Origin of the sequence: Variovorax paradoxus, from assembly GCF_009498455.1 — a bacterium.
Classification (GTDB): domain Bacteria; phylum Pseudomonadota; class Gammaproteobacteria; order Burkholderiales; family Burkholderiaceae_C; genus Variovorax; species Variovorax paradoxus_H.
This window is the reverse complement of record NZ_CP045644.1, coordinates 74,628-93,097: the sequence shown is the minus strand read 5'-3', so window position 1 is coordinate 93,097 and position 18,470 is coordinate 74,628. Positions and strand designations below refer to the sequence as shown.

The 18,470-nt window shown below is 68.5% G+C and carries 19 protein-coding genes; 14 read left to right on the top strand and 5 right to left on the bottom strand.

Going from position 1 to position 18,470, the window contains the following annotated elements; genetic code table 11:
- The first annotated feature begins 65 nt into the window (after positions 1 to 65).
- From GFK26_RS00465 to GFK26_RS00450, 4 genes are read left to right on the top strand one after another with little or no spacing between them, the layout of a single operon-like run.
- Entirely contained in the window at positions 66 to 1,052 is a 987-nt protein-coding gene (locus tag GFK26_RS00465) for an ABC transporter ATP-binding protein (protein WP_153280374.1), read from the top strand.
- Entirely contained in the window at positions 1,049 to 2,356 is a 1,308-nt protein-coding gene (locus GFK26_RS00460) for an amino acid deaminase (RefSeq protein ID WP_153280373.1), read from the top strand. The genes GFK26_RS00465 and GFK26_RS00460 overlap by 4 nt, the downstream gene beginning before the upstream one ends.
- A gap of 12 nt (positions 2,357 to 2,368) precedes the next feature.
- Positions 2,369 to 3,286, top strand: coding sequence for a MurR/RpiR family transcriptional regulator (locus GFK26_RS00455; protein ID WP_153280372.1), 918 nt, complete (start codon positions 2,369 to 2,371; stop codon positions 3,284 to 3,286).
- Positions 3,283 to 4,752: an N-acyl-D-amino-acid deacylase family protein gene (locus tag GFK26_RS00450; protein ID WP_153280371.1), complete on the top strand. Its 1,470-nt coding sequence runs from the start codon at positions 3,283 to 3,285 to the stop codon at positions 4,750 to 4,752. The genes GFK26_RS00455 and GFK26_RS00450 overlap by 4 nt, the downstream gene beginning before the upstream one ends.
- Positions 4,753 to 4,789: 37 nt before the next feature.
- Here GFK26_RS00450 and GFK26_RS00445 read toward each other — a convergent pair whose 3' ends face one another.
- Complete coding sequence (locus GFK26_RS00445; RefSeq protein WP_153280370.1) at positions 4,790 to 5,710, bottom strand: LysR family transcriptional regulator; 921 nt, start codon at positions 5,708 to 5,710, stop codon at positions 4,790 to 4,792.
- A 129-nt stretch (positions 5,711 to 5,839) separates the two neighbouring features.
- Here GFK26_RS00445 and GFK26_RS00440 point away from each other — a divergent pair, with 129 nt between their 5' ends.
- From GFK26_RS00440 to GFK26_RS00415, 6 genes are all read left to right on the top strand, one after another.
- The gene (locus GFK26_RS00440; RefSeq protein ID WP_153280369.1) at positions 5,840 to 6,742 is read left to right on the top strand and encodes an amino acid ABC transporter substrate-binding protein; all 903 of its coding nucleotides are present in this window, start codon (positions 5,840 to 5,842) and stop codon (positions 6,740 to 6,742) included.
- A 4-nt stretch (positions 6,743 to 6,746) separates the two neighbouring features.
- A complete protein-coding gene (locus tag GFK26_RS00435; protein ID WP_153280368.1) occupies positions 6,747 to 8,048 on the top strand; it encodes an aminotransferase class V-fold PLP-dependent enzyme in 1,302 nt (433 codons plus the stop codon).
- 110 nt (positions 8,049 to 8,158) lie between these two features.
- The gene (locus GFK26_RS00430; protein WP_153280367.1) at positions 8,159 to 8,455 is read left to right on the top strand and encodes an iron uptake protein; all 297 of its coding nucleotides are present in this window, start codon (positions 8,159 to 8,161) and stop codon (positions 8,453 to 8,455) included.
- 25 nt (positions 8,456 to 8,480) lie between these two features.
- A complete protein-coding gene (locus GFK26_RS00425) occupies positions 8,481 to 10,160 on the top strand; it encodes a PepSY-associated TM helix domain-containing protein (RefSeq protein WP_153280366.1) in 1,680 nt (559 codons plus the stop codon).
- Between the two features lie 4 nt (positions 10,161 to 10,164).
- Positions 10,165 to 10,530, top strand: a complete 366-nt coding sequence (locus tag GFK26_RS00420; protein WP_153280365.1) for a DUF3325 domain-containing protein — start codon at positions 10,165 to 10,167, stop codon at positions 10,528 to 10,530.
- 101 nt (positions 10,531 to 10,631) lie between these two features.
- The gene (locus GFK26_RS00415) at positions 10,632 to 10,814 is read left to right on the top strand and encodes a helix-turn-helix domain-containing protein (RefSeq protein WP_153280364.1); all 183 of its coding nucleotides are present in this window, start codon (positions 10,632 to 10,634) and stop codon (positions 10,812 to 10,814) included.
- Here the strand turns inward: GFK26_RS00415 and GFK26_RS00410 are convergent.
- A complete protein-coding gene (locus GFK26_RS00410; RefSeq protein ID WP_194273997.1) occupies positions 10,786 to 11,706 on the bottom strand; it encodes a class I SAM-dependent methyltransferase in 921 nt (306 codons plus the stop codon). The genes GFK26_RS00415 and GFK26_RS00410 overlap by 29 nt on opposite strands.
- A 97-nt stretch (positions 11,707 to 11,803) precedes the next feature.
- Here GFK26_RS00410 and GFK26_RS00405 point away from each other — a divergent pair, with 97 nt between their 5' ends.
- The 4 genes from GFK26_RS00405 (at position 11,804) to GFK26_RS00390 (ending at position 14,969) form a co-directional block, all read left to right on the top strand.
- Positions 11,804 to 12,790 (top strand): LysR family transcriptional regulator, encoded by a 987-nt coding sequence (locus tag GFK26_RS00405; RefSeq protein WP_153280362.1) that lies wholly within the window; start codon positions 11,804 to 11,806, stop codon positions 12,788 to 12,790.
- Between the two features lie 207 nt (positions 12,791 to 12,997).
- On the top strand, positions 12,998 to 13,723 hold the full coding sequence (locus GFK26_RS00400; RefSeq protein ID WP_153280361.1) for a DUF6585 family protein: 726 nt from the start codon (positions 12,998 to 13,000) through the stop codon (positions 13,721 to 13,723).
- A 47-nt stretch (positions 13,724 to 13,770) separates the two neighbouring features.
- Positions 13,771 to 14,247 (top strand): hypothetical protein, encoded by a 477-nt coding sequence (locus GFK26_RS00395; protein ID WP_153280360.1) that lies wholly within the window; start codon positions 13,771 to 13,773, stop codon positions 14,245 to 14,247.
- 104 nt (positions 14,248 to 14,351) lie between these two features.
- Positions 14,352 to 14,969: a flavin reductase family protein gene (locus GFK26_RS00390; protein WP_153280359.1), complete on the top strand. Its 618-nt coding sequence runs from the start codon at positions 14,352 to 14,354 to the stop codon at positions 14,967 to 14,969.
- Here GFK26_RS00390 and GFK26_RS00385 read toward each other — a convergent pair.
- Genes GFK26_RS00385 through paaZ form a run of 3 tightly spaced genes read right to left on the bottom strand, consistent with a single transcriptional unit; the run spans position 14,950 to position 18,349 of the window.
- A complete protein-coding gene (locus GFK26_RS00385; RefSeq protein ID WP_153280358.1) occupies positions 14,950 to 15,510 on the bottom strand; it encodes a methyltransferase family protein in 561 nt (186 codons plus the stop codon). The two genes, GFK26_RS00390 and GFK26_RS00385, sit on opposite strands and share 20 nt — an antisense overlap.
- 29 nt (positions 15,511 to 15,539) lie before the next feature.
- Entirely contained in the window at positions 15,540 to 16,298 is a 759-nt protein-coding gene (locus tag GFK26_RS00380; protein WP_101493120.1) for an SDR family NAD(P)-dependent oxidoreductase, read from the bottom strand.
- Positions 16,298 to 18,349: a phenylacetic acid degradation bifunctional protein PaaZ gene (gene paaZ / locus GFK26_RS00375; RefSeq protein WP_153280357.1), complete on the bottom strand. Its 2,052-nt coding sequence runs from the start codon at positions 18,347 to 18,349 to the stop codon at positions 16,298 to 16,300. The genes GFK26_RS00380 and paaZ overlap by 1 nt, the downstream gene beginning before the upstream one ends.
- Positions 18,350 to 18,470: the final 121 nt, after the last annotated feature.

The following is an 18,470-nucleotide window of genomic DNA, read 5'->3' as shown; positions in this document are numbered from 1 at the left end:
CGTGCCGTCGTGCCCCACCCCAACCCTCCCCGGAAGGAGGGAGCTAATACAAGAAGCCCACGATGATGACCACCGCCGTCCCCCTCATCGAAGTCCGCGGACTTAAAAAATACTTCGGCAGCAGCGACCGCCCCGTGCGCGCGGTGGACGACGTGTCCTTCGCCATCCACCCCGGCGAGACCCTCGGCCTCGTCGGCGAATCGGGCTCGGGCAAGAGCACCATCGGCCGCACCGTGCTGCGCCTCGTCGAGCGCACCGAGGGCCAGGTGCTGTACCGCGGCGACGACATCGGCGGCCTCTCGGGCGAACGCATGCGCAAGCTGCGCAGCAAGCTGCAGATCATCTTCCAGGACCCGTACGCGAGCCTGAACCCGAAGATGCGCATCAGCGCGATCCTCGGCGAGGCGCTGTCCACGCACGGGCTGCACAAGGGCGCGGCGGCACGCGACAAGCGCATCGCCGAGCTGCTCGAAACGGTGGGCCTGCGCCCCGAGCATGCCAGCCGCTTCCCGCACGAGTTCTCTGGCGGCCAGCGCCAGCGCATCGGCGTGGCGCGTGCACTGGCCGTGGAGCCCGAGTTCATTGTGGCCGACGAGCCGCTGTCGGCGCTCGATGTGTCCATCCAGTCGCAGGTCATCAACCTGCTGGCCGACCTGCGCGAGCGCCTCGGTCTCACCATGCTCTTCATCTCGCACGACCTGGACGTGGTCGAGTACCTGTGCGACCGCGTGGTGGTGCTCTATCTGGGCAAGGTGATGGAAGTGGCGACCACCGACGAGCTGTTCGCGCGGCCTTTGCACCCCTACACGCAGGCGCTGCTGGCCGCGAGCCCGAGGCCCGACCCCACGCTCGCCACCGAACGCATTGCCCTGAAGGGCGACATTCCCAGCCCGATCTCGCCGCCCTCGGGCTGCGTGTTCCGCACGCGCTGCCCGCATGCCATCGAGGCCTGTGCGCAGACGGTGCCCAGCCTGGATGAGATTTCCACGGGACACTACAGCGCCTGCATCCGCAAAGAACTGCTCTCCCACATCGCCGTTGCACGACCATGACCGATACCGCTTCTGCTACCCAAGACTTCATCGACCCGCTGCTGGGCAGCAACTTCAAGGGCTACCCGCGCACCCAGGCACCGCGCCGGCGCAGCGAAGTCGGCGCTGCCGGCTGGAACGTGCTGGCCGGCGACCTGCCGCTGCCGCTGGCCGTGCTCAAGCGCGAGGCGCTGGAGCACAACCTCCAATGGATGCAGTCGCGCGTGCGCGAGTGGGGCATCGACCTCGCGCCGCACGGCAAGACCACCATGTCGCCGCAGCTGTTCCAGCGCCAGCTCGACGCCGGCGCCTGGGGGTTGACCTTCGCCACTGTCACGCAACTGGCCGTCGGCGTGGCGGCCGGTGCGCGCCGCACACTCATCGCCAACCAGGTGGTGAGCGACGAAGACCTGGCGGGCATCCAGCTGTTGCTGGCGGACCATGCGGACCTGCGTGTCGTGTTCCTCGTTGATTCGATCGCGCAGCTGGCGCTGATCGAAGACTGGGCCCGGCGCAACCCTGCGAGCGTGCCTTTTGAAGTGATGCTCGAGATCGGCGTGCAAGGCGCACGCACGGGCTGCCGCACGCACGACGAAGCCATCGCGCTCGCCACGCGGGTGCGCGCGAGCGACGCGGCCAAACTCGTGGGCATCGAGACGTATGAAGGGCAGGGCGCCACGGGCGAGAGCGAGCCCGACACGGCCTACGCCACCACGCTGATGGACCGCGTCGAAGCCGTCGCGCGTCACTGCGACACGCACAAGCTGTTCGAGACCGACGAAGTGCTGGTCTCTGCCGGCGGTTCGGCCATCTTCGATCTCGTGGCCGGGCGGCTCAAGCCTGCGCTGGGCTCACCGGTGCGCGGCCTGCTGCGCTCGGGCTGCTACGTCACGCACGACCACGGCTTCTACAAGCGCATGGTGAGCGTGGTCGACCAGCGCCTGGGTTGCGAGTGCGGCGAAGGCCTGACACCGGCGATGGAGGTTTGGGCCAACGTGCAGTCGCGCCCCGAACCGGGCTTGGCGATCCTGTCGGTCGGCAAGCGCGACATCTCCTTCGACCTCTCGCTGCCCGTGCCGATTGCGCGTGCGGCGCGCGGCGCGTTGCAGCCGCAGGGCGTTCCCGCCGGCTGGAAGATCACCGCATTGAACGACCAGCACGCCTACCTGCGCTGGGACGCAAGCGAAGAAGCAGATGCCCCCAAGGTCGGTGACCGCGTGGGCCTGGGCATCTCGCACCCTTGCACCACCTTCGACAAATGGCACTGGATGCCCGTGGTCGAGAACGACTACCGCGTGAGCGACGCCGTCGCCATGCACTTCTAAAAAAACGCACCGATGACGCCCTCATTGCTCAAGAGAATCGCCGAGGCGCGTGGCGACGCGCCGGCCACGCGGCGCGCGATTCTCGACCTGATCCTCGAAGACCCCGACCGCGCGCTCGAAGAAAGCTTCGAGCAGCTGGCCGAGCGCTCGCGCAGCTCGGTGCCCACCATCATGCGCACCTGCCGCGACCTCGGCTTTGCCGGGCTGCGCGAGTTCAAGCTCGCGCTTGCGCAGGAACTGGCACTCGGCGGTTCGCCGCTGCACCGCCGCGTCAACATCGAAGACGCCGCCGACGAAGTGGTCAGCAAGATCGCACGCAGCGCCGCGGCTTCGGTCTCGGGCGTGCGCGGCCAGCTCGACATGCAGGTGCTCGATGGCGCCGTGCGCGCCATCGCGTCCGCACCGCACGTCGACCTGTACGGCGCGGGCGCCACCTCGTGGTTCATGGCGAACGACCTGCAGGCGCGGCTGTTCCGCCTCGGCCTCTCGGCCAACGCCTGGGCCGACTACCACCTGCAGCAGGTGGCCGGTGCAGCACAACGCCCGGGCGGCGTGGTCATCGCCATCTCGCACGTGGGCGGCATGCCGTCGCTGCTCGATGCGGTCGACATCGCACGCGGGCAAGGCGCCCAGGTGGTCGCGATCACGCGGCCGGGCACTGCCCTCGCAGCCAAGGCCGACTTCCTCATCGGCCTGTCGGTGCCCGACGACGCCGTGATGCACGTGGGCATCGACGCCTACCTCACGCACCTCACCGTCATCGAGATCCTCACTGTGCTGGTGGCGCAGCGCCGCGGCGAACCCGCCGTGCTGCGCCTGCAGCGCGCGCGCGAGGCCTTTCAGCGGCACGGCATCGACGCCACCACGCACCCGCTGCAGAGTTGGGACGGTGGCGGCATCAATGCGAAAAAGGGAGGCGGCGAACCATGAGCGACACCCCAGCCGTTCTGCTCGAAGCCGGCCTCGTGGTCGATGGCTCGGGCGGCCCTTCGTGGCCCGGCGACGTGCTGCTGCAGGGCGATCGCATCCTCGCGCTCGGCGAAGGCCTGCGCACGCGGCTGCCCGAAGGGCTGAGCATCGCAGACGTCGACGTGGTCGATTGCCGCGGCAAGGTGATCGCGCCCGGCTTCATCGACGCGCACACGCACGACGACGCGATCGTGCTGCGCGACCCGCTGTGCCTGCCCAAGGTGTCGCAGGGCATCACGACCGTGGTCACGGGCAACTGCGGCATCTCGTTGGCGCCCTACCGCACGCCGCAGTCGAAGCCGCCGCTCACGCTGCTGGGTGCTGACTCGTTCAAGCACGCGACCATGGCCGAGTACCGCGCTGCGGTCGATGCGGTGCAGCCCACGCTCAACGTGGCTGCGCTGGTCGGCCACACCACGCTGCGCTTCGCGGCGATGCAGGCGCTCGACCGCCCCGCGAACGCCGACGAACTGGCGCGCATGGAAGCGCTGCTCGACGACTGCATGGCCGCGGGCGCGCATGGCATGTCTTCCGGGCTGTTCTACGAAGAAGCCTTTGCCGCACCGGCCGAGGAAGTCACCGCGCTCGCACGCGTCGTCGCGCGCCACGGCGGCGTCTACGCCACGCACCTGCGCAGCGAGATGCAGCAGATCATCGAAGCGCTGCACGAGGCTGGCGACACGGCCTTCAGCGCGGGCGTGCCGCTGGTCATCTCGCACCACAAGTGCGCCGGCCCCGCGAACTGGGGCCGCACCAAGGAAACGATGCCGCTGATCGAGGCGTTGTCGCAGCGCCAGCAGATCGCGATGGACGTCTACCCCTACGTGGCCGGCTCCACCGTGCTGCGCGAAGACCTCGTCGACGGTGTCATCGATGTGCTGCTGACCTGGTCCGACCCGCACCCTGAGATGACCGGCCGCCTCCTCTCCGACATCGCGCGCGAGTGGGGCACCACCGAGCAGCAAGCCTGCCTGCGCCTGAAGCCCGGCGGCGCCTGCTACTTCCAGATGCAGGAAGAAGACGTGGAGCGCGTCATTGCGCACCCGCTCACCATGATCGGCAGCGACGGCCTGCCGCACGACCGGCACCCGCATCCGCGGCTGTGGGGCGCGTTCCCGCGCGTATTCGCGCGTTACTGGCGTCAGCGCAAGCTCTTCACGCTGGAGCAGGCCGTGCACAAGATGACGGGCATGACCGCGCGCAACCTGCGCATCGCGGACCGCGGCCTTCTGCGCGTCGGCACGATGGCCGACGTGGTGGTGTTCGACCCCGAGACCATCACCGACACGGCGACTTACGACCAGCCGCACGGGGTGAGCGAAGGCGTCGAGCGCGTGTTCGTGAACGGCGTGCTGGCCTACCGCGGCGGCGAGGGCGAAGCGAAAGTGCTGGCGCGCGCGGGGCGGATGCTCACGCGAGGAAGCTAGCGACGGGGAAGAGGCCTCCAGCGCGCACCAGTGCGCCCTACGAAGCCTGTTCGTCCTCCGCCTGCGCCTGGAACATCCGCGTGAAGTCGCAGCATTCCTGCGCCAGCATCACGATCGACGACGTGAGCGCGCTGCGGTGTTCGCCCTTGTGCATGGCCACATAGCGCACCACGGGCAGCGCGGGCGTCACGTCGATCACCTCGAGCATGCCGGCGTCGACCAGCGGCGCGAGGCATTCGCGCGGCAGGTAGCTCACGCCGAGGCCCGAAACGGCCAGCCCCGTGAGCGCGACGAGGTTGCTCACCACGATCGCGTGGGCGGGTTGCACGCCCTGGTCCTTCATCCACGCGTCGTAGGCGCGGCCGGTGCCCGAGTTGTTGCCCTGCACCAGCATGCGGTGGCGCGCAAGGTCGTGCAGGCGCACGGTGCCGGTGGACTGCACCACACCGGGCTTGCACATCCATGCGCTCTTCACGCGGCCGATGACCTTGCTCTGCATGCGCGCGTCGGCGAAGGTGTGGGGCACGATGACCACGTCGAGCTCGTCGGCCAGCAGCTTGTCGCGCAGCTGCAGGCTGTCGTCCACGTCGGGCTCGAGAATCACCTTGGGGTAGTGCTGCTGGATCAGGCCGACCAGGCGCGGCAGCCACGTCATGGCGGTGAGCTCGGTCACGCCGATGCGGATGCGCCGCTCGACCACGCCGGGCTTGCCGAACTGTTCGACCGCAGCGTCGCGCTGGTCGAGCAGCTTCTTGGCGAGCACGAACATCTCTTCGCCCTTGTCGGTGAGCCGCGCGGTGCGCTGGCTGCGGTCGAACAGCTCGGTGTCGAACAGCTGCTCCAGCTCGTGCACGCGCTTGGAAATGGCCGACTGCGAGGTGTGCAGCTGGTTGGCCGCCTGCGCGAAGCCGCCCAGCCGGGCGATCCAGTACAGGGCTTCGAGTTGCTTGAAGGTCATCACGGCGGTCGGCTCCTGAAAGAACGCTTTTCTTCATGCGATTCGATCACAAAAAATCGCTTTTAGAAATTCGTCGAGACGCACAAGATGCGCGCCAGGCCCCCGCCATTGCAACCCAAGGAACACACCATGGACTTCAAACTGCCTCTTGCACCTCTCGCGTCAGCACTCGCCCTTGTCTTCGCCTGCGGCGCCGCCAGCGCCCAGGACGCCGGCACGCTGCGCAAGATCAAGGAGAGCGGCACGATCCAGATCGGCGCGCGCGACAGCCAGATCCCGTTCTCGTACAAGCTCAGCGCCGACAGCGCGCCCATCGGCTTCACCAACGACATCTGCCTGAAGATCGTCGACGCGGTGAAGGCCAAGCTGGGCCTGCCGAAGATCGAGGTGCGCTACACCATGCTCAACTCGACCAACCGCATTCCGCTGCTGCAGAACGGCACCGTGGACCTCGACTGCGCGACCACCACCAACACCACGCAGCGCCAGGCGCAGGTCGACTTCGCGCCGAGCCACTTCGTCACGAACATCACCGCGGCCGTGAAGAAGAGCTCGGGCATCAACGCGCTGCCCGACCTCAACGGCAAGAACGTGGCCACCGTCTCGGGCAGCACCTCGATCCAGCTGCTGCGCGGCGCACGCAAGAGCGGCACCATCGAGGTGAACGAGATCGCGGGCAAGGACACGTCCGACGGCTTCCTGCTGCTGTCCACGGGCCGCGCCGATGCCTACGTGCTCGACGACGTGCAGCTGGCCGGCATGATCGCCAGCGCACCGAACCCGGGCGACTACAAGATCCTCAAAGAGTCGCTGCGCCAGGAGCCCTACGGCATCATGCTGCGCAAGGACGACCCCGAGTTCAAGGCGCTGGTCGACGAGACCGTCAACGGGCTCATGAAGTCGGGCGCCATCGAGCAGCTGTACAGCAAGTGGTTCCTCTCGCCGATCCCGCCGCGCAACGGCAACCTCAACTTCCCGATGACGGACGCGGTGCGCGAGATCTACAAGAACCCCAACAACAAGGGCGTCTGACACCATGGCAGCCACACGTGCCGACCTGCCCCGGGGCGAGCTCTTTTCCGAAGCGTTGATGCGCGAGGTGCGCGAGCGCTTCCTGGGCATCGAGCGCGACCACCATGGCCGCGAGCGCCTGTACTTCGACAACGCGGGCGGTTCGTTCCGACTGAAGGCCGCGGTCGAGCGCTTCGCGCAGGTCGACGCCATTCCCGACAACGCCGAGCGCATCCACGAAACGGCCGTCGAGCTGCAGGCGATGCAGGCGCGCGGCGCCGACGACCTGCGCACCATCCTCAACGCCACCGGCGGCAGCGTGTACCCGTCGCTCACCGCCTCGGGCGCCATGTTCGACATGGTGCGCGCGGTGGCCGAGAACGTGCCGGGCACGAACATGGTCACGACCGCGCTCGAGCACCCGTCGGCCTTCGACGCCATGCGCCTGTATGCCGAACGCCTCGGGCGCGAGCTGCGCGTGGCCAAGAGCAACCCCGTCACCGGCGGTGTCGACGTGGACGCCATCGTCGGGCTGATCGACGAGAACACCTGCGTGCTCAACGTGATCCATGCGTCGAACATCTCGGGCGCCAAGCTCGACATGGCGGCCATCGTGCGGCGTGCGCGCGAGATCAAGCCCGACCTGTACATCCTCGTCGATGCCGTGCAGCATGCGCCGCACGGCGTCATCGACCTGCAGCAGACGCCGGTGGACGGCATCAACCTCGCGCCCTACAAGTTCTTCGGCTGCCGCGGCTCGGGCTTCGCGTGGATGTCGGAGCGTGCGGCCGCGTTGCCGCACCACAAGCTGGCCGGCAAGAAGCCCGGCCACTGGGAGCTGGGCAGTTCGGCGCCCTGGCAGTTCGCGGTGCTCACCGAAATCGTCGACTACGTGGGCTGGATCGGCGGCCATTTCAACGATGCGACCGACGCCACCGACCGCCGCGCGCGCTTCGTGGCGGGCATCGAGCGCATCGAGCTGCACGAGCGCGCGCTGCTGGCGACGTTGCTCGACGGCACCGCGCAGACATCGGGCCTGCGCGCGCTCGACGGCGTGCAGGTGTTTCTCGACCACGAAGACCTGACGCAGCGCGACCTGATCCTGGGCATCGGCTTCGATGGCCTCGACTGCACGCAGGCCGTGGTCGAGTACGGCAAGCGCGGCGTGACCGTGTACGAGCGCGTGGCCAGCAGCATCTATTCGAAGCGGATGCTCGAATCCTTCGGGCTCGAAGGCACGGTGCGGGTGTCGCCGCTGCACTGCCACACGGTGGGCGAGATGGAGCGCTTCCTCAAGGTCACGCAGGAGATCGCGACGGCCTTGTGACGCGCGGGATCAAGTCCGCACCGTAGGGTTGATCGAACGGGGCGCCGGGGCATCGATGATAATGCGAGCCGTTCTCATTTGAATCGGTCCCCTCCGTCCCCGTCCAAGCCATGGCCCGTAGCGCTGCGTCCGCTGTCCACGTCATCTCCCGCATCGCTGCCGGCGTGCTGGGCAGCTACGTTTTCTGCTGGGGTTTCATCGCCCTGGGCGTCGGCCTGCTGTTCAGCGCCGGCATGCCTTTCCACGATGCCGAGTCGCTCAGCAGCATGCTGGCCTTTCTCGTGTTCCTCGTCGCGTTCCTGTGGGCCTTTGCGGCCGGCAGCCTGGCGCGCGTGTGGTCCGTGCTGCTGGGAGGAGGGCTCGCGATGACGGGGGCCGCCTCACTGGTGCAGTGGGCGCTGCTCTGACCTTTATCTCTCCAGGAGTCTTCCCGTGAATCAGAACTTCCGGCTCTCCATGGCCTGGCTGCACACCTGGTTCGGCCTGACGCTCGGTTTCGTTCTGATGGTCGTCTTCTTCTTCGGCTCGCTGTCGGTGTTCGACCGCGAGATCGACCGCTGGGCGATTCCCGAAACGCGCTTCGAGCCGCAACCGATGCCGTCGTTCGACCGCATGCTGCTGCCCATCTTCCAGGACATCAAGCCCACCGCCGAAAGCATCGAGCAGGCGCGCAGCCGGGTGAACGGGCCGATGGCCGAGACCTTCAGTCCGAAGCAGTGGGCCGCCTACACCACGCACCGCGATCCGGTGCTGAGCCTGTTCACGAGCTACACGCTGCCCAATGCCAAGGACCCGGAAGACGGCGTGTTCGGCAACCGGACCATCGACCCGCGCGTGGGCAAGGCGTTGCCGGACGACCGGCTCAAGATCGGCAGCCAGTTCTTCTATCCGCTGCACTACAGCCTGCACCTGGACTGGCTGAACCTGGGCACCTGGATCGTCGGCCTCGCGGCGCTCGTGATGCTGGCCGCGCTGGTGAGCGGCGTGGTGATGCACCGCAAGATCTTCCGCGAACTCTTCACCTTCCGCCCCGCCAAGCACACGCAGCGCAGCGCGCTCGACCTGCATAACCTGACGGGCGTGGTGGCGTTGCCGTTCCACTTCATTTTCGCGCTGTCGGGCCTGGTGGTGTTCGCGGGCGTCTACTTTCCGGTCACGCACACGCAGCTGGAGCCGCTGCACGAACTGCACGAGAAGCTGGACGCCCAGAAGACCGGCCTCCCGCACGACCGCGCGGGTGTTCCCGGCACGCTGGCGTCGGTGGACGCGATGGTGGCCGAGGCCAAGCGGCGCTGGGCCGCGCGCGACGTGGCGGGCGAGGTGGGCCTGCTCGTGGTGCGCCATGTGAACGATGCCAACGCCTATGTCAGCGTGTACCGCGCGGGCAGCGACCGCGTCACCCTCACCGGCGAAGGCATCCATTTCAAGGGGGCCACGGGCGAGGTGATCCGTGAAGACCCGCCGCCGACGGTCGTGGCCGGCATCGTGGACTTCCTGACCGGCCTGCACCTGCAGCATTTCGAGCACTGGCTCCTGCGCTGGCTGTATGTGCTCGGCGGGCTCGCGGGCTGCATCTGCATTGCCACCGGCTTCATCTTCTTCGTGGAAAAGCGCAAGCGCCAGCACGCCAAGCAGGGCGTGGGCGGCGCGCGCTGGGTCGACGCCTGCGCGGTCGCCACGGTGACCGGCCTGCTGGTCGCGACCTTCGCCATGCTCATCGGCAACCGCCTGCTGCCCGACGACCTGCCGCTGCGCGGCAGCTGGGAGAAGGGCATCTTCCTGGGCGCCTGGCTGCTGGCTTTCGCGCACGGCATCTGGCGCACCGCGCCCACCGCCGAAGGGCGCCTGTCGCCCGCCTGGGCCGAGCAATGCTGGGCCGTGGCCGTGATGGCCGTGGCCGCGGTGCTGCTCAACTGGGTCACCACGGGCGACCATCTGCTGCGCACCGTCGGCAGCGGCTACTGGCCGGTGGCGGGCGTGGATCTTTCCATGCTCGCGAGCGCGGCGCTGGCCGTGGTGGCCGCACGCATGCTCAAGCGCCGTGCCGATGCGGCGACGGCCGCCTCCGCGCGTTTCGCGCCCGACACCCCCACCTCGGCCGCCCGTGCCTGACGCCATGCTCCTGTTCATCGCCATGGTCGCAAGCGTTGCCGGCGCCGGCCTTCTCGCGCTGTCGATGGATGTGCACTGGGAGCAGGTGCGCACCGATCCGCAGTGCTCCCCGCGGATGGTCCGGCTCCTGCGCACCCTCGGGGCTGTGTGCCTGTTCGCATCGCTCGTGCTGTGCCTTGCCTCGGACCATGTCTCGATGGCCTCGCTGGTCTGGTTCATGACGCTCGCCGGCGCGGCACTGGTCGTGACGTTCACGCTCAGCTGGCGCCCGCGCTGGCTCCGTCCGCTGGTGATGTGGATACCTGCGACGACCGCACCGGGACAATCCGGCCGGCCGTCGCAGCCCGACGCGATTGATCAGAACGGGTAGTGCCGCGGCGTCGTCTGCACCGTGATCCAGCGCAGCTCGGTGAATGCCTCCACACCGGCCCGGCCGCCGAAGCGCCCGTAGCCCGATGACTTGACGCCGCCGTGCACCAGCGGCTGGCAGCCCGCATCCGCGACCTCATCGACCCCGCGAACGCCGCGCGCTCGATCACCGACATCGTGCTGGGCGCGGGCTTCAGCAACCTCTCGCACTTCAGTCGCGTGTTCCGCGCGCACACGGGCGGCAGCCCGAGCGAGTTCAGGCGGCAGGCGATGGTGCCGCGCTGAGCACGCGCGCGTGCGCAATGTGCGCCGCACCGGCCGGCTGCAGGCCGTTGCGTCCGGCCGGGTCGTAGCGCGCCAGTGCCGCGTGGCCGTCGATGTCTTCGAGCAACTCGAGCCCGGTGCCGCGCAGCAGCGGCCCCAGCGTCTTCGGATCGAAGCCCGACAGGAACTCCTCGCCGACCGCGGCCACGTCGCTGCGCAGCTTCTGGAATGCTTCGGGGCCGGCGTGCAGCGCGGCCTCGTCGATGTAGGTGAAGACGAGTTCGCTCCCGTGCGCCGCGCACGTGGCGATGTCGCGCAGCGCGGCAAGGTTGGCCTCGCGCGTCAGGTACACGGTCACGCCGAGCCATGAGAAGAAGGCCGGTTGCGTGGTGTTGAACGGCGAGCGCGCGAGCGCCGCGCCGAGGCTTTCGGCCGACAGGTCCGCTTCGACGAAATGCACCGATGCGGAAGGTGGCACGCCGCAGGCCGCGAGGCGCTGCCGCTTCAGCGGCTGCGTGGCCGGGTGGTCGACCTCGTAGATGTCCAGGCCCTGCGCCCAGTCGGGGACGCGGCACACGAAGCTGTCGAAGCCCGCGCCGATCAGCACGTACTGCGTGATGCCGCGTGCGACCGCATCCTGCAGCGCGTCTTCCGTGTAGCGCGAGCGCAGGATCACATCGGGGTAGGCGGCGTTGGCGCGCATCGCGTCGTCGAGTGCTGCCTCGAGTGTGCCCGTCGCGGATGCATCACGCCGCACCAGCGCGCGTTCACGGAAGGCGGTGCGCACGGCGTCCGGCACGAGGCGCTCGCCCCAGGTGTCGTCCAGCAGCGGCGCGGGTGCGCTGCGCGAATGGATGGACCGCATGAGCGCGGTGGCGAGGGCGGTGCGGCTGGCTTGCGAAGAAGGATTCAAGGACGGGCTCCGATGGTGCGAGGGGGCAAGGGCGCGAAGTTTCTGCCCGCGCGACGCGTCTGTACAGTGCATTGTTCAAAGCAATGACCTGCACCAAATGAACTCCATGGACTTGAACCTGCTGGCCGCACTCGACGCTCTGCTGAGCACCGGCAGCGTGAGCGCGGCGGCCGAGCGCATGCATCTGAGCGCGCCGGCCATGAGCCACACGCTCGCGCGCATCCGCGAGGCGCTGGGCGATCCGATCCTCGTGCGGGCCGGCCGCAAGCTGGTGCCGACGCCGCGGGCGGTGGCGTTGCGCGATCCGGTGCGCCGCCTGATCGCCGACGCGCGCCTGCTGATGCAGCCCGACGGCGGCGTGCCGCTGGCGCGTGTGACGCGCGAGTTCACGGTGCGCGCACCCGAAGGCATGGGCATCGTCTACGGCGCCACCTTGCTGGCTGCGTTGCGGCGCGACATGCCGCTGGCCCGCCTGCGCTTCGTGCCCGAAAGCGACAGCGATGCGCTGGCCTTGCGCGAAGGGCGCATCGACCTCGACGTGGGCACGCTGCCCGACCGAGGGCCGGAGACACAGACCGCGCTGCTGTACGAGCAGCGCATCGTCGGCGTGGTCGGGGCGGGGCACGAACTGCTCAAGGCGCGCGTCACGCCCAAGCGCCTGGCGGCCCAGCAGCATGTGGCGGTCACGCGGCGCGCCAGGTCGGTCGAGCCCCTCGACAGCCTGCTCGCGGCACAAGGTTGTGCGCGGCAGATCGCATTGACCGTGCCCAGCGCCTATGGCGCGCTGATGGCGGCCGCGCGCTCGTCGCTGGTGGCCTGCGTGCCCGAGCCGCTGGCGCGCACCGTGGCCGCGAGCCTCGGCCTGGCGATGTTCAAGCTGCCGGTGGCCGTGCCGCCTGAGCAGGTGCTGCAGGCCTGGCATCCGCGCGACGAGGTGGACCCGGCGCACCGCTGTCTTCGCGATGCGGTGGAAGCCGTGTCGAAAGATGTGCGCTTCGGTCCGCTCACGGGGCGCGACGCGCAGGCCCCGATGCGCGGGCGCGCGCTGGCCGCACACCGCGCGCTGCTTGCCGAGTTGCCATGAATGCTTAAGCAGCGGTTGTGCCGAACCACGCATCAAACTTAAATCTTCTCGGTTAACCGGCTTCGCATCACGCGTTGCTTGCTCAAAAAAAAGATGCGTGAACGCTTGTCGCGCCTCGAGAGTGAGGCTTCTCGCTGGTATCTTCGTGCGCGCAATTCAGCTTCACGCCACCACGCCCGTTGTCGACGCATTGGGTGCTTGCTTCACATGCCCCTTCGTCACGACCGCATCTTTCCGCGCTACGCGTTCTACTGTGTGCTGGCCGGCCTGGCCGCGATCTATGTGTTCTGCGCCATGGTGCTGGTGCCGGCAAAGATCTACATCCTTCCCTACCTCATCACGCCGGACTTCGTGCGCTACAAGGGCGCGTTCTTCGTGCTCGTGCTGGCGGTTCCGGCCGCGATCTACCTGATCTGCTGGAAGGGCAGCGACTTCTTCGCGTGGCTGCGCACGCCGCAGGAACTGACGCTGAACGCGCAGGGCCTGCAGCTCGGCACGCAGACCGTCGCCTTCGCCGACGTGACGCGGCTGCGCCATCGCCACAACCGCAACCACCTGCTGATCACCACCCGCGATGGCCAGACGCTGCGGCTGCGGCTCGACCTGTGGGACGACGCGCACGCGCTCGTCGCTGAACTCGAAGAGGCCGTGGGCGAAGTGCTGCGGCACGACGTGGAGCGGCGACTGCATGCGGGCGACACGGTGCCCTTTGGCGCACTGGCGCTGAATGCGGAAGGGCTGGTGCACAAGGGCCAGCTCATCGCGTGGTCGAGCATCGACACCATCCGCACGCAGTCCGATGCTGAAGCGATGGATGTCGACGAGCACCTGGTGATCGTGGCCAACGGCAAGACCCGCAAGATCGATCGCTCGAAGATCGACAACGAGCCGGTGCTGATGGGCTGCCTCATGCAGCGCCTGCCGTCGGCCTGAGCCTTCTCTCAAATTTTTCTTCATCTCCAAAGTACAGGGACTCACAAATGGAAATCTACAGCTCCGCCAGCCAACAGGAAAAAACCCGCCAGGACCGCCCCGTCTTCTACTCGCGCACGCGGCTGATCGCCGGCGCCACGCTCTGGGTGGTGGTGACGGTCGTGCTGGCCGTGCTGTGCATCCGCGCGCAGGACAAGAACATCGGCATCCTCATCGCGGCGGGCTTCGGCCTGCTGGCCGCATGGCTGGCCGTGAAGTGCATTCGCACGCTGGCCAACATCGCCACGCCCGCCTTCGTCATCGGTCGCCAGGGCCTGACCTTCGAGAACGGCCTGCTGCTGCCGTGGGGCAACATCGTCGAGAACACCTGGGTCAACCAGGACTACATGGGCATTCCCATCGGCAAGCAGATCCAGATCAAGACCGACCTGCCCAAGCCGAAGGCCCGCGTGCTGCGCCGTGCGACGGCACTGGAAATTTCGGGCGACGAGTACCTCGCCCTGTGCGACGCCTACGCGGCGTGACGAGCCACGCCGCGCCTGAGCCCCTCCGCAGGGCAGGGCGCGGCACCTGCTGGTAGGCTGGCGGGCCTCCATCCTCCGGGCTCGCCTTCGCGGGCCCCACGCGCATGAACGCTTCTCACCGCCGGCCGGTTCCGCTGAACAAGGCCTACCGACTTCTGAACCACGGGCCCACCGTGCTCGTGAGCGCCGCGCACGACGGGCGTCGCAACATCATGGCCGCGGCCTGGGCAATGCCGCTGGATTTCGATCCGCCCAAGGTGGCGGTCGTGCTCGACAAGACCACCTGGACGCGCGTGCTGCTCGAAGGCGCGGGCACCTTCGCGCTGCAGGTGCCCACGCGCGCGCAGCTCGACCTGACCGACGCACTGGGCAACAGCTCGGGCCGTGAGATCGCCGAGCGCGACGGCAGCGACAAGTTCGCCGCCTACGGCCTCTCGACCTTTGCGGGCGAAGCCACCGGCGCGCCGCTGCTCGAAGGCTGCGCGGCCTGGCTCGAATGCCGGCTGCTGCCCGAGCCGCCGATCCAGCAACGCTACGACCTGTTCCTGGGCGAGGTGATCGCGGCGCAGGCCGACGCGCGCGTGTTCTCCGAGGGGCGCTGGCATTTCGAGGGGCATGACGAGTTGCGCACGCTGCACCACGTGGCGGGCGGGCACTTCATCGTCGATGGCGAGGCCGTCGATGCGAAGGCGCTGTCGCCGGTCACACCACGAAAGGAATGAAGCGCCGCGTGCCGCGCATGTAGTCGCGGTAGGCGTCGCCGAAATGCGCGAGGCATTCTTTTTCGTCGCGCAGCGCCGTCAGGAACAGGAACAGCGTGGCCGCCAGCACCAGCGCCAGCGTGAGCCAGGTGAACTGCTTGAGAAAGGCGCCCCAGGCCAGCAGCATCAGCGCCGTGTACATCGGGTGACGGATGTAGCGGAAGGCGCCGGTGGTCACCAGCGCCGAGGTCTTTTCAAAACCGTACAGCGCCGGGTCGTCGCTGCGCGCCTCGCTCGGCTTGCCGTGCGCCTTGAGCATCCGCACCGCGTGGATGGGCAGCCAGATCGACAGCGCCAGCAACACGCACGAGATCAGTTGCGTGGCCGAGAGCGGATCGACATGCCACACGGGCAGGTTCAGCACGATCAGCACCAGCATGCATTCCCACGCGAAGAAGCGGTAGAAGCCGTGCGAACCGGGCTGGCTGAGCGGGCCGCGCGACACGTACAGCAGCGCGGCCGTGCCGGCGACAAGAAGAAAGAGCTGAAACCAGAGGAGCATGGCGGCCGAATTTACACGGCCCGCAGGGCTCAGCCGGAGATCGAAAACCCGCCGTCGACGGGAATGGCGGTGCCGGTCACGTAGTCGGACGCGGCGCTCGCCAGGAACACGGCGGTGCCTGCGATGTCCGAGGGCTGGCCCCAGCGGCCGGCGGCGGCGCGCGTCTTCACGCGTTCGTACAGGCCCGGAATCTGGGTGCGCGCACCGTCGGTGAGCTCGGTCTCGAACCAGCCCGGAAGGATGGCGTTGACCTGGATCTGGTCGGCCGCCCACGAGAGCGCGGTCGACTTGGTGAGCTGCACGATGCCGGCCTTGCTTGCGGCATAGGCCGGGGCGTAGGGCGCGCCGAAGATCGACATCATCGAGCCGATGTTGATGATCTTGCCGCCGCCCGCGGCCTTCAGGTGCGGGTGCGCGGCGCGGCTGCACAGGAAGGCGCTGGTGAGGTTGGTGTCCATCACCTGGTGCCACTCGGCCAGCGCGAGCTGGTCGACGGGCTTGCGCACCGTGGTGCCGGCGTTGTTGACGAGGATGTCGAGCCGGCCGCAGCGCGCCACGACCTCGTCGAAGGCCTTCTGCACCGAGGCTTCGTCGGTCACGTCGAGTGCGAGCGCGAAGCTGTCGCTGCCCAATGCCTTCAGCGATTCGACCGCGGCGGCCGACTTCTGTGCATTGCGCGCCGCCACGATGACGCGGGCGCCGGCCTTGGCGAGGCCCTGTGCCATGCCGAGGCCGATGCCGCCGTTGCCGCCGGTGACGAGCGCGACTTTTCCTGTGAGATCGAACATCAGTGGGTTTCTGGTTTCTTGGAGACGAGCGTCAGGATATCGTAGCTCGCGACCAGTTCGCCGAGCTGGTTGGTCACCTCCACGTCCCAGGCCACCACGCCCTGGCCCTGGCCGCTCGCGTCCTTCTTGTTGCGGTCGATCTTGCGCTTGCAGGTCAGGCGCGCCTGGATGGTGTCGCCGATGCCCACGGGCTTGACGAAGCGCAGCGTGTCCAGGCCGTAGTTGGCCAGCACCGGGCCGGGCGAGGGCGAGACGAACAGGCCCGCGGCCGCCGACAGCACGAAGTAGCCGTGCGCGATGCGCTTGCCGAAGGGCGAGGCCTTGGCCGCCTCTTCGTCGAAGTGCATGTAGAAGTAGTCGCCCGAGATGCCGCCGAAGGCGACGATGTCGGCCTCGCCCACGGTGCGGCGGTGCGTGAGCAGCGAGTCGCCGATGCGCAGTTCTTCGAAGTAGCGGCGGAAGGGATGCACCTCGCTCTCGCGCAGCGCGGCGCCGCGCACGTGCTCGCCGGTCACGGCTGCGAGCATGGTGGGCGAGCCCTGCAGCGCGGCGCGCTGCAGGTAGTGCTTCACGGCGCGCAGGCCGCCGAGCTCTTCGCCGCCGCCCGCGCGGCCCGGGCCGCCGTGCTTCAGCACCGGCAGCGGCGAGCCGTGGCCGGTCGACTCGGCGGCGGCCTCGCGGTCGAGCACCAGCAGGCGGCCGTGCCAGGCGGCAGCGACCGGAATGGCCTTGGCCGCGATGGCCGGGTCGCGCGTGACGAGCGTGCCCACGAGGCTGCCCTTGCCGCGTGCGGCCAGCGCCAGCGCTTCGTCGATGCCGTCGTACGGCATGAGCGTGCTGACGGGGCCGAAGGCCTCGATGTCGTGCGCGGCATCGTGTTCGAGCGGCTTGCGGCTCAGGAGCAGCGTGGGCGCGAAGAACGCGCCTTCGCTCACGCCGTCGCCCACGGGCGAGAAGCCGTCGCGTTCTCCGTACACCAGCTCCGCGCCCTGCAGCAGCGTGGCGACGCGCTCGGCCACGTCGGCCTGCTGGTCGCGCGAGGCGAGGGCGCCCATGCGCACGTCTTCGCGCGACGGGTCGCCGATGACGGTCTTGGCCAGGCGTGCGCGCAGCTTCTCGGCCACCGCATCGAGGTGCTGGCGCGGCACGATCGCGCGGCGGATGGCCGTGCACTTCTGGCCGGCCTTGATGGTCATCTCGCGCGCCACTTCCTTCACGAAGAGATCGAACTCCTCGTCGTCGGGCGTCACGTCGGGCGCGAGGATCGCGCAGTTGAGCGAGTCGGCTTCGGCGTTGAACGGGATCGACTGGCGCACCAGGTTCGCGTTCACGCGCAGCTTGGCGGCGGTGTCGGCCGAGCCGGTGAAGGTGACCACGTCGGGGCCTTCGAGGCGGTCGAGCAGATCGCCCGTGCTGCCGATCACCAGTTGCAGGCTGCCCTCGGGCAGGATGCCCGACTGCACGATGAGCTTCATCAGCGCTTCGGTGAGGTAGCTGGTGGCCGTGGCCGGCTTGCCGATGCAGGGCATGCCCGCGAGGAAGCTGGGCGCGAACTTTTCGAGCAGGCCCCACACCGGGAAATTGAAGGCGTTGATGTGCACCGCCACGCCGCCGCGCGGCACCAGGATGTGGGTGCCCGCGAAACCGCCCTTCTTGCCGAGCGGGAAGGCCGGGCCTTCGTGCACGAGGTTGCCCGAGGGCAGCTCGTTGGTGCCGATACTGGCGTAGGCGCTCAGCGTGCCGGCGCCGCCCTCGATGTCGATCCAGCCGTCGGCGCGCGTGGCGCCGGTGTGGGCCGACACGGCATACAGCGCTTCCTTGTTCGCGGCGAGGTACTTGGCCAGTGCCTTGAGGCGCTCGGCGCGCTGCTGGAAGTCGAGCTTCATGAGCGCGGGAATGCCGACGCGGCGCGCGTGCGCCAGCGCCTCGGCGAAGTCGATGGCCTCGGCGTGCGTGCTCGCGACGGCCTGGCCATTGACGGCGCTGCGCAGCGATTGCGCGGCTTCCTGGCCGATCCAGCGGCCGGCGATGTAGCTTTGAAGGGTGGTCATGAGGATGTCCTTTCGAGGTGTTGCTCCTTCCCCCGCTGGGGGAAGGTTGGGATGGGGGCAAGCGGCTTTCGTTCGGCGCAGTGCGCTATCAAACGCCGCTTGCCCCCACCCCGACCCTCCC

What these genes read in the sequence shown, in the direction of transcription:
- paaZ (WP_153280357.1), bottom strand. Translation starts at nt 18,349, where the DNA reads ATGACCACCCTTCAAAGCTACATCGCCGGCCGCTGGATCGGCCAGGAA.
- GFK26_RS00405 (WP_153280362.1), top strand. Translation starts at nt 11,804, where the DNA reads ATGAACTCCATGGACTTGAACCTGCTGGCCGCACTCGACGCTCTGCTG.
- GFK26_RS00430 (WP_153280367.1), top strand. Translation starts at nt 8,159, where the DNA reads ATGGCCCGTAGCGCTGCGTCCGCTGTCCACGTCATCTCCCGCATCGCT.
- GFK26_RS00395 (WP_153280360.1), top strand. Translation starts at nt 13,771, where the DNA reads ATGGAAATCTACAGCTCCGCCAGCCAACAGGAAAAAACCCGCCAGGAC.
- GFK26_RS00440 (WP_153280369.1), top strand. Translation starts at nt 5,840, where the DNA reads ATGGACTTCAAACTGCCTCTTGCACCTCTCGCGTCAGCACTCGCCCTT.
- GFK26_RS00445 (WP_153280370.1), bottom strand. Translation starts at nt 5,710, where the DNA reads ATGACCTTCAAGCAACTCGAAGCCCTGTACTGGATCGCCCGGCTGGGC.
- GFK26_RS00450 (WP_153280371.1), top strand. Translation starts at nt 3,283, where the DNA reads ATGAGCGACACCCCAGCCGTTCTGCTCGAAGCCGGCCTCGTGGTCGAT.
- GFK26_RS00380 (WP_101493120.1), bottom strand. Translation starts at nt 16,298, where the DNA reads ATGTTCGATCTCACAGGAAAAGTCGCGCTCGTCACCGGCGGCAACGGC.
- GFK26_RS00460 (WP_153280373.1), top strand. Translation starts at nt 1,049, where the DNA reads ATGACCGATACCGCTTCTGCTACCCAAGACTTCATCGACCCGCTGCTG.
- GFK26_RS00435 (WP_153280368.1), top strand. Translation starts at nt 6,747, where the DNA reads ATGGCAGCCACACGTGCCGACCTGCCCCGGGGCGAGCTCTTTTCCGAA.
- GFK26_RS00420 (WP_153280365.1), top strand. Translation starts at nt 10,165, where the DNA reads ATGCTCCTGTTCATCGCCATGGTCGCAAGCGTTGCCGGCGCCGGCCTT.
- GFK26_RS00455 (WP_153280372.1), top strand. Translation starts at nt 2,369, where the DNA reads ATGACGCCCTCATTGCTCAAGAGAATCGCCGAGGCGCGTGGCGACGCG.
- GFK26_RS00385 (WP_153280358.1), bottom strand. Translation starts at nt 15,510, where the DNA reads ATGCTCCTCTGGTTTCAGCTCTTTCTTCTTGTCGCCGGCACGGCCGCG.
- GFK26_RS00390 (WP_153280359.1), top strand. Translation starts at nt 14,352, where the DNA reads ATGAACGCTTCTCACCGCCGGCCGGTTCCGCTGAACAAGGCCTACCGA.
- GFK26_RS00400 (WP_153280361.1), top strand. Translation starts at nt 12,998, where the DNA reads ATGCCCCTTCGTCACGACCGCATCTTTCCGCGCTACGCGTTCTACTGT.
- GFK26_RS00465 (WP_153280374.1), top strand. Translation starts at nt 66, where the DNA reads ATGACCACCGCCGTCCCCCTCATCGAAGTCCGCGGACTTAAAAAATAC.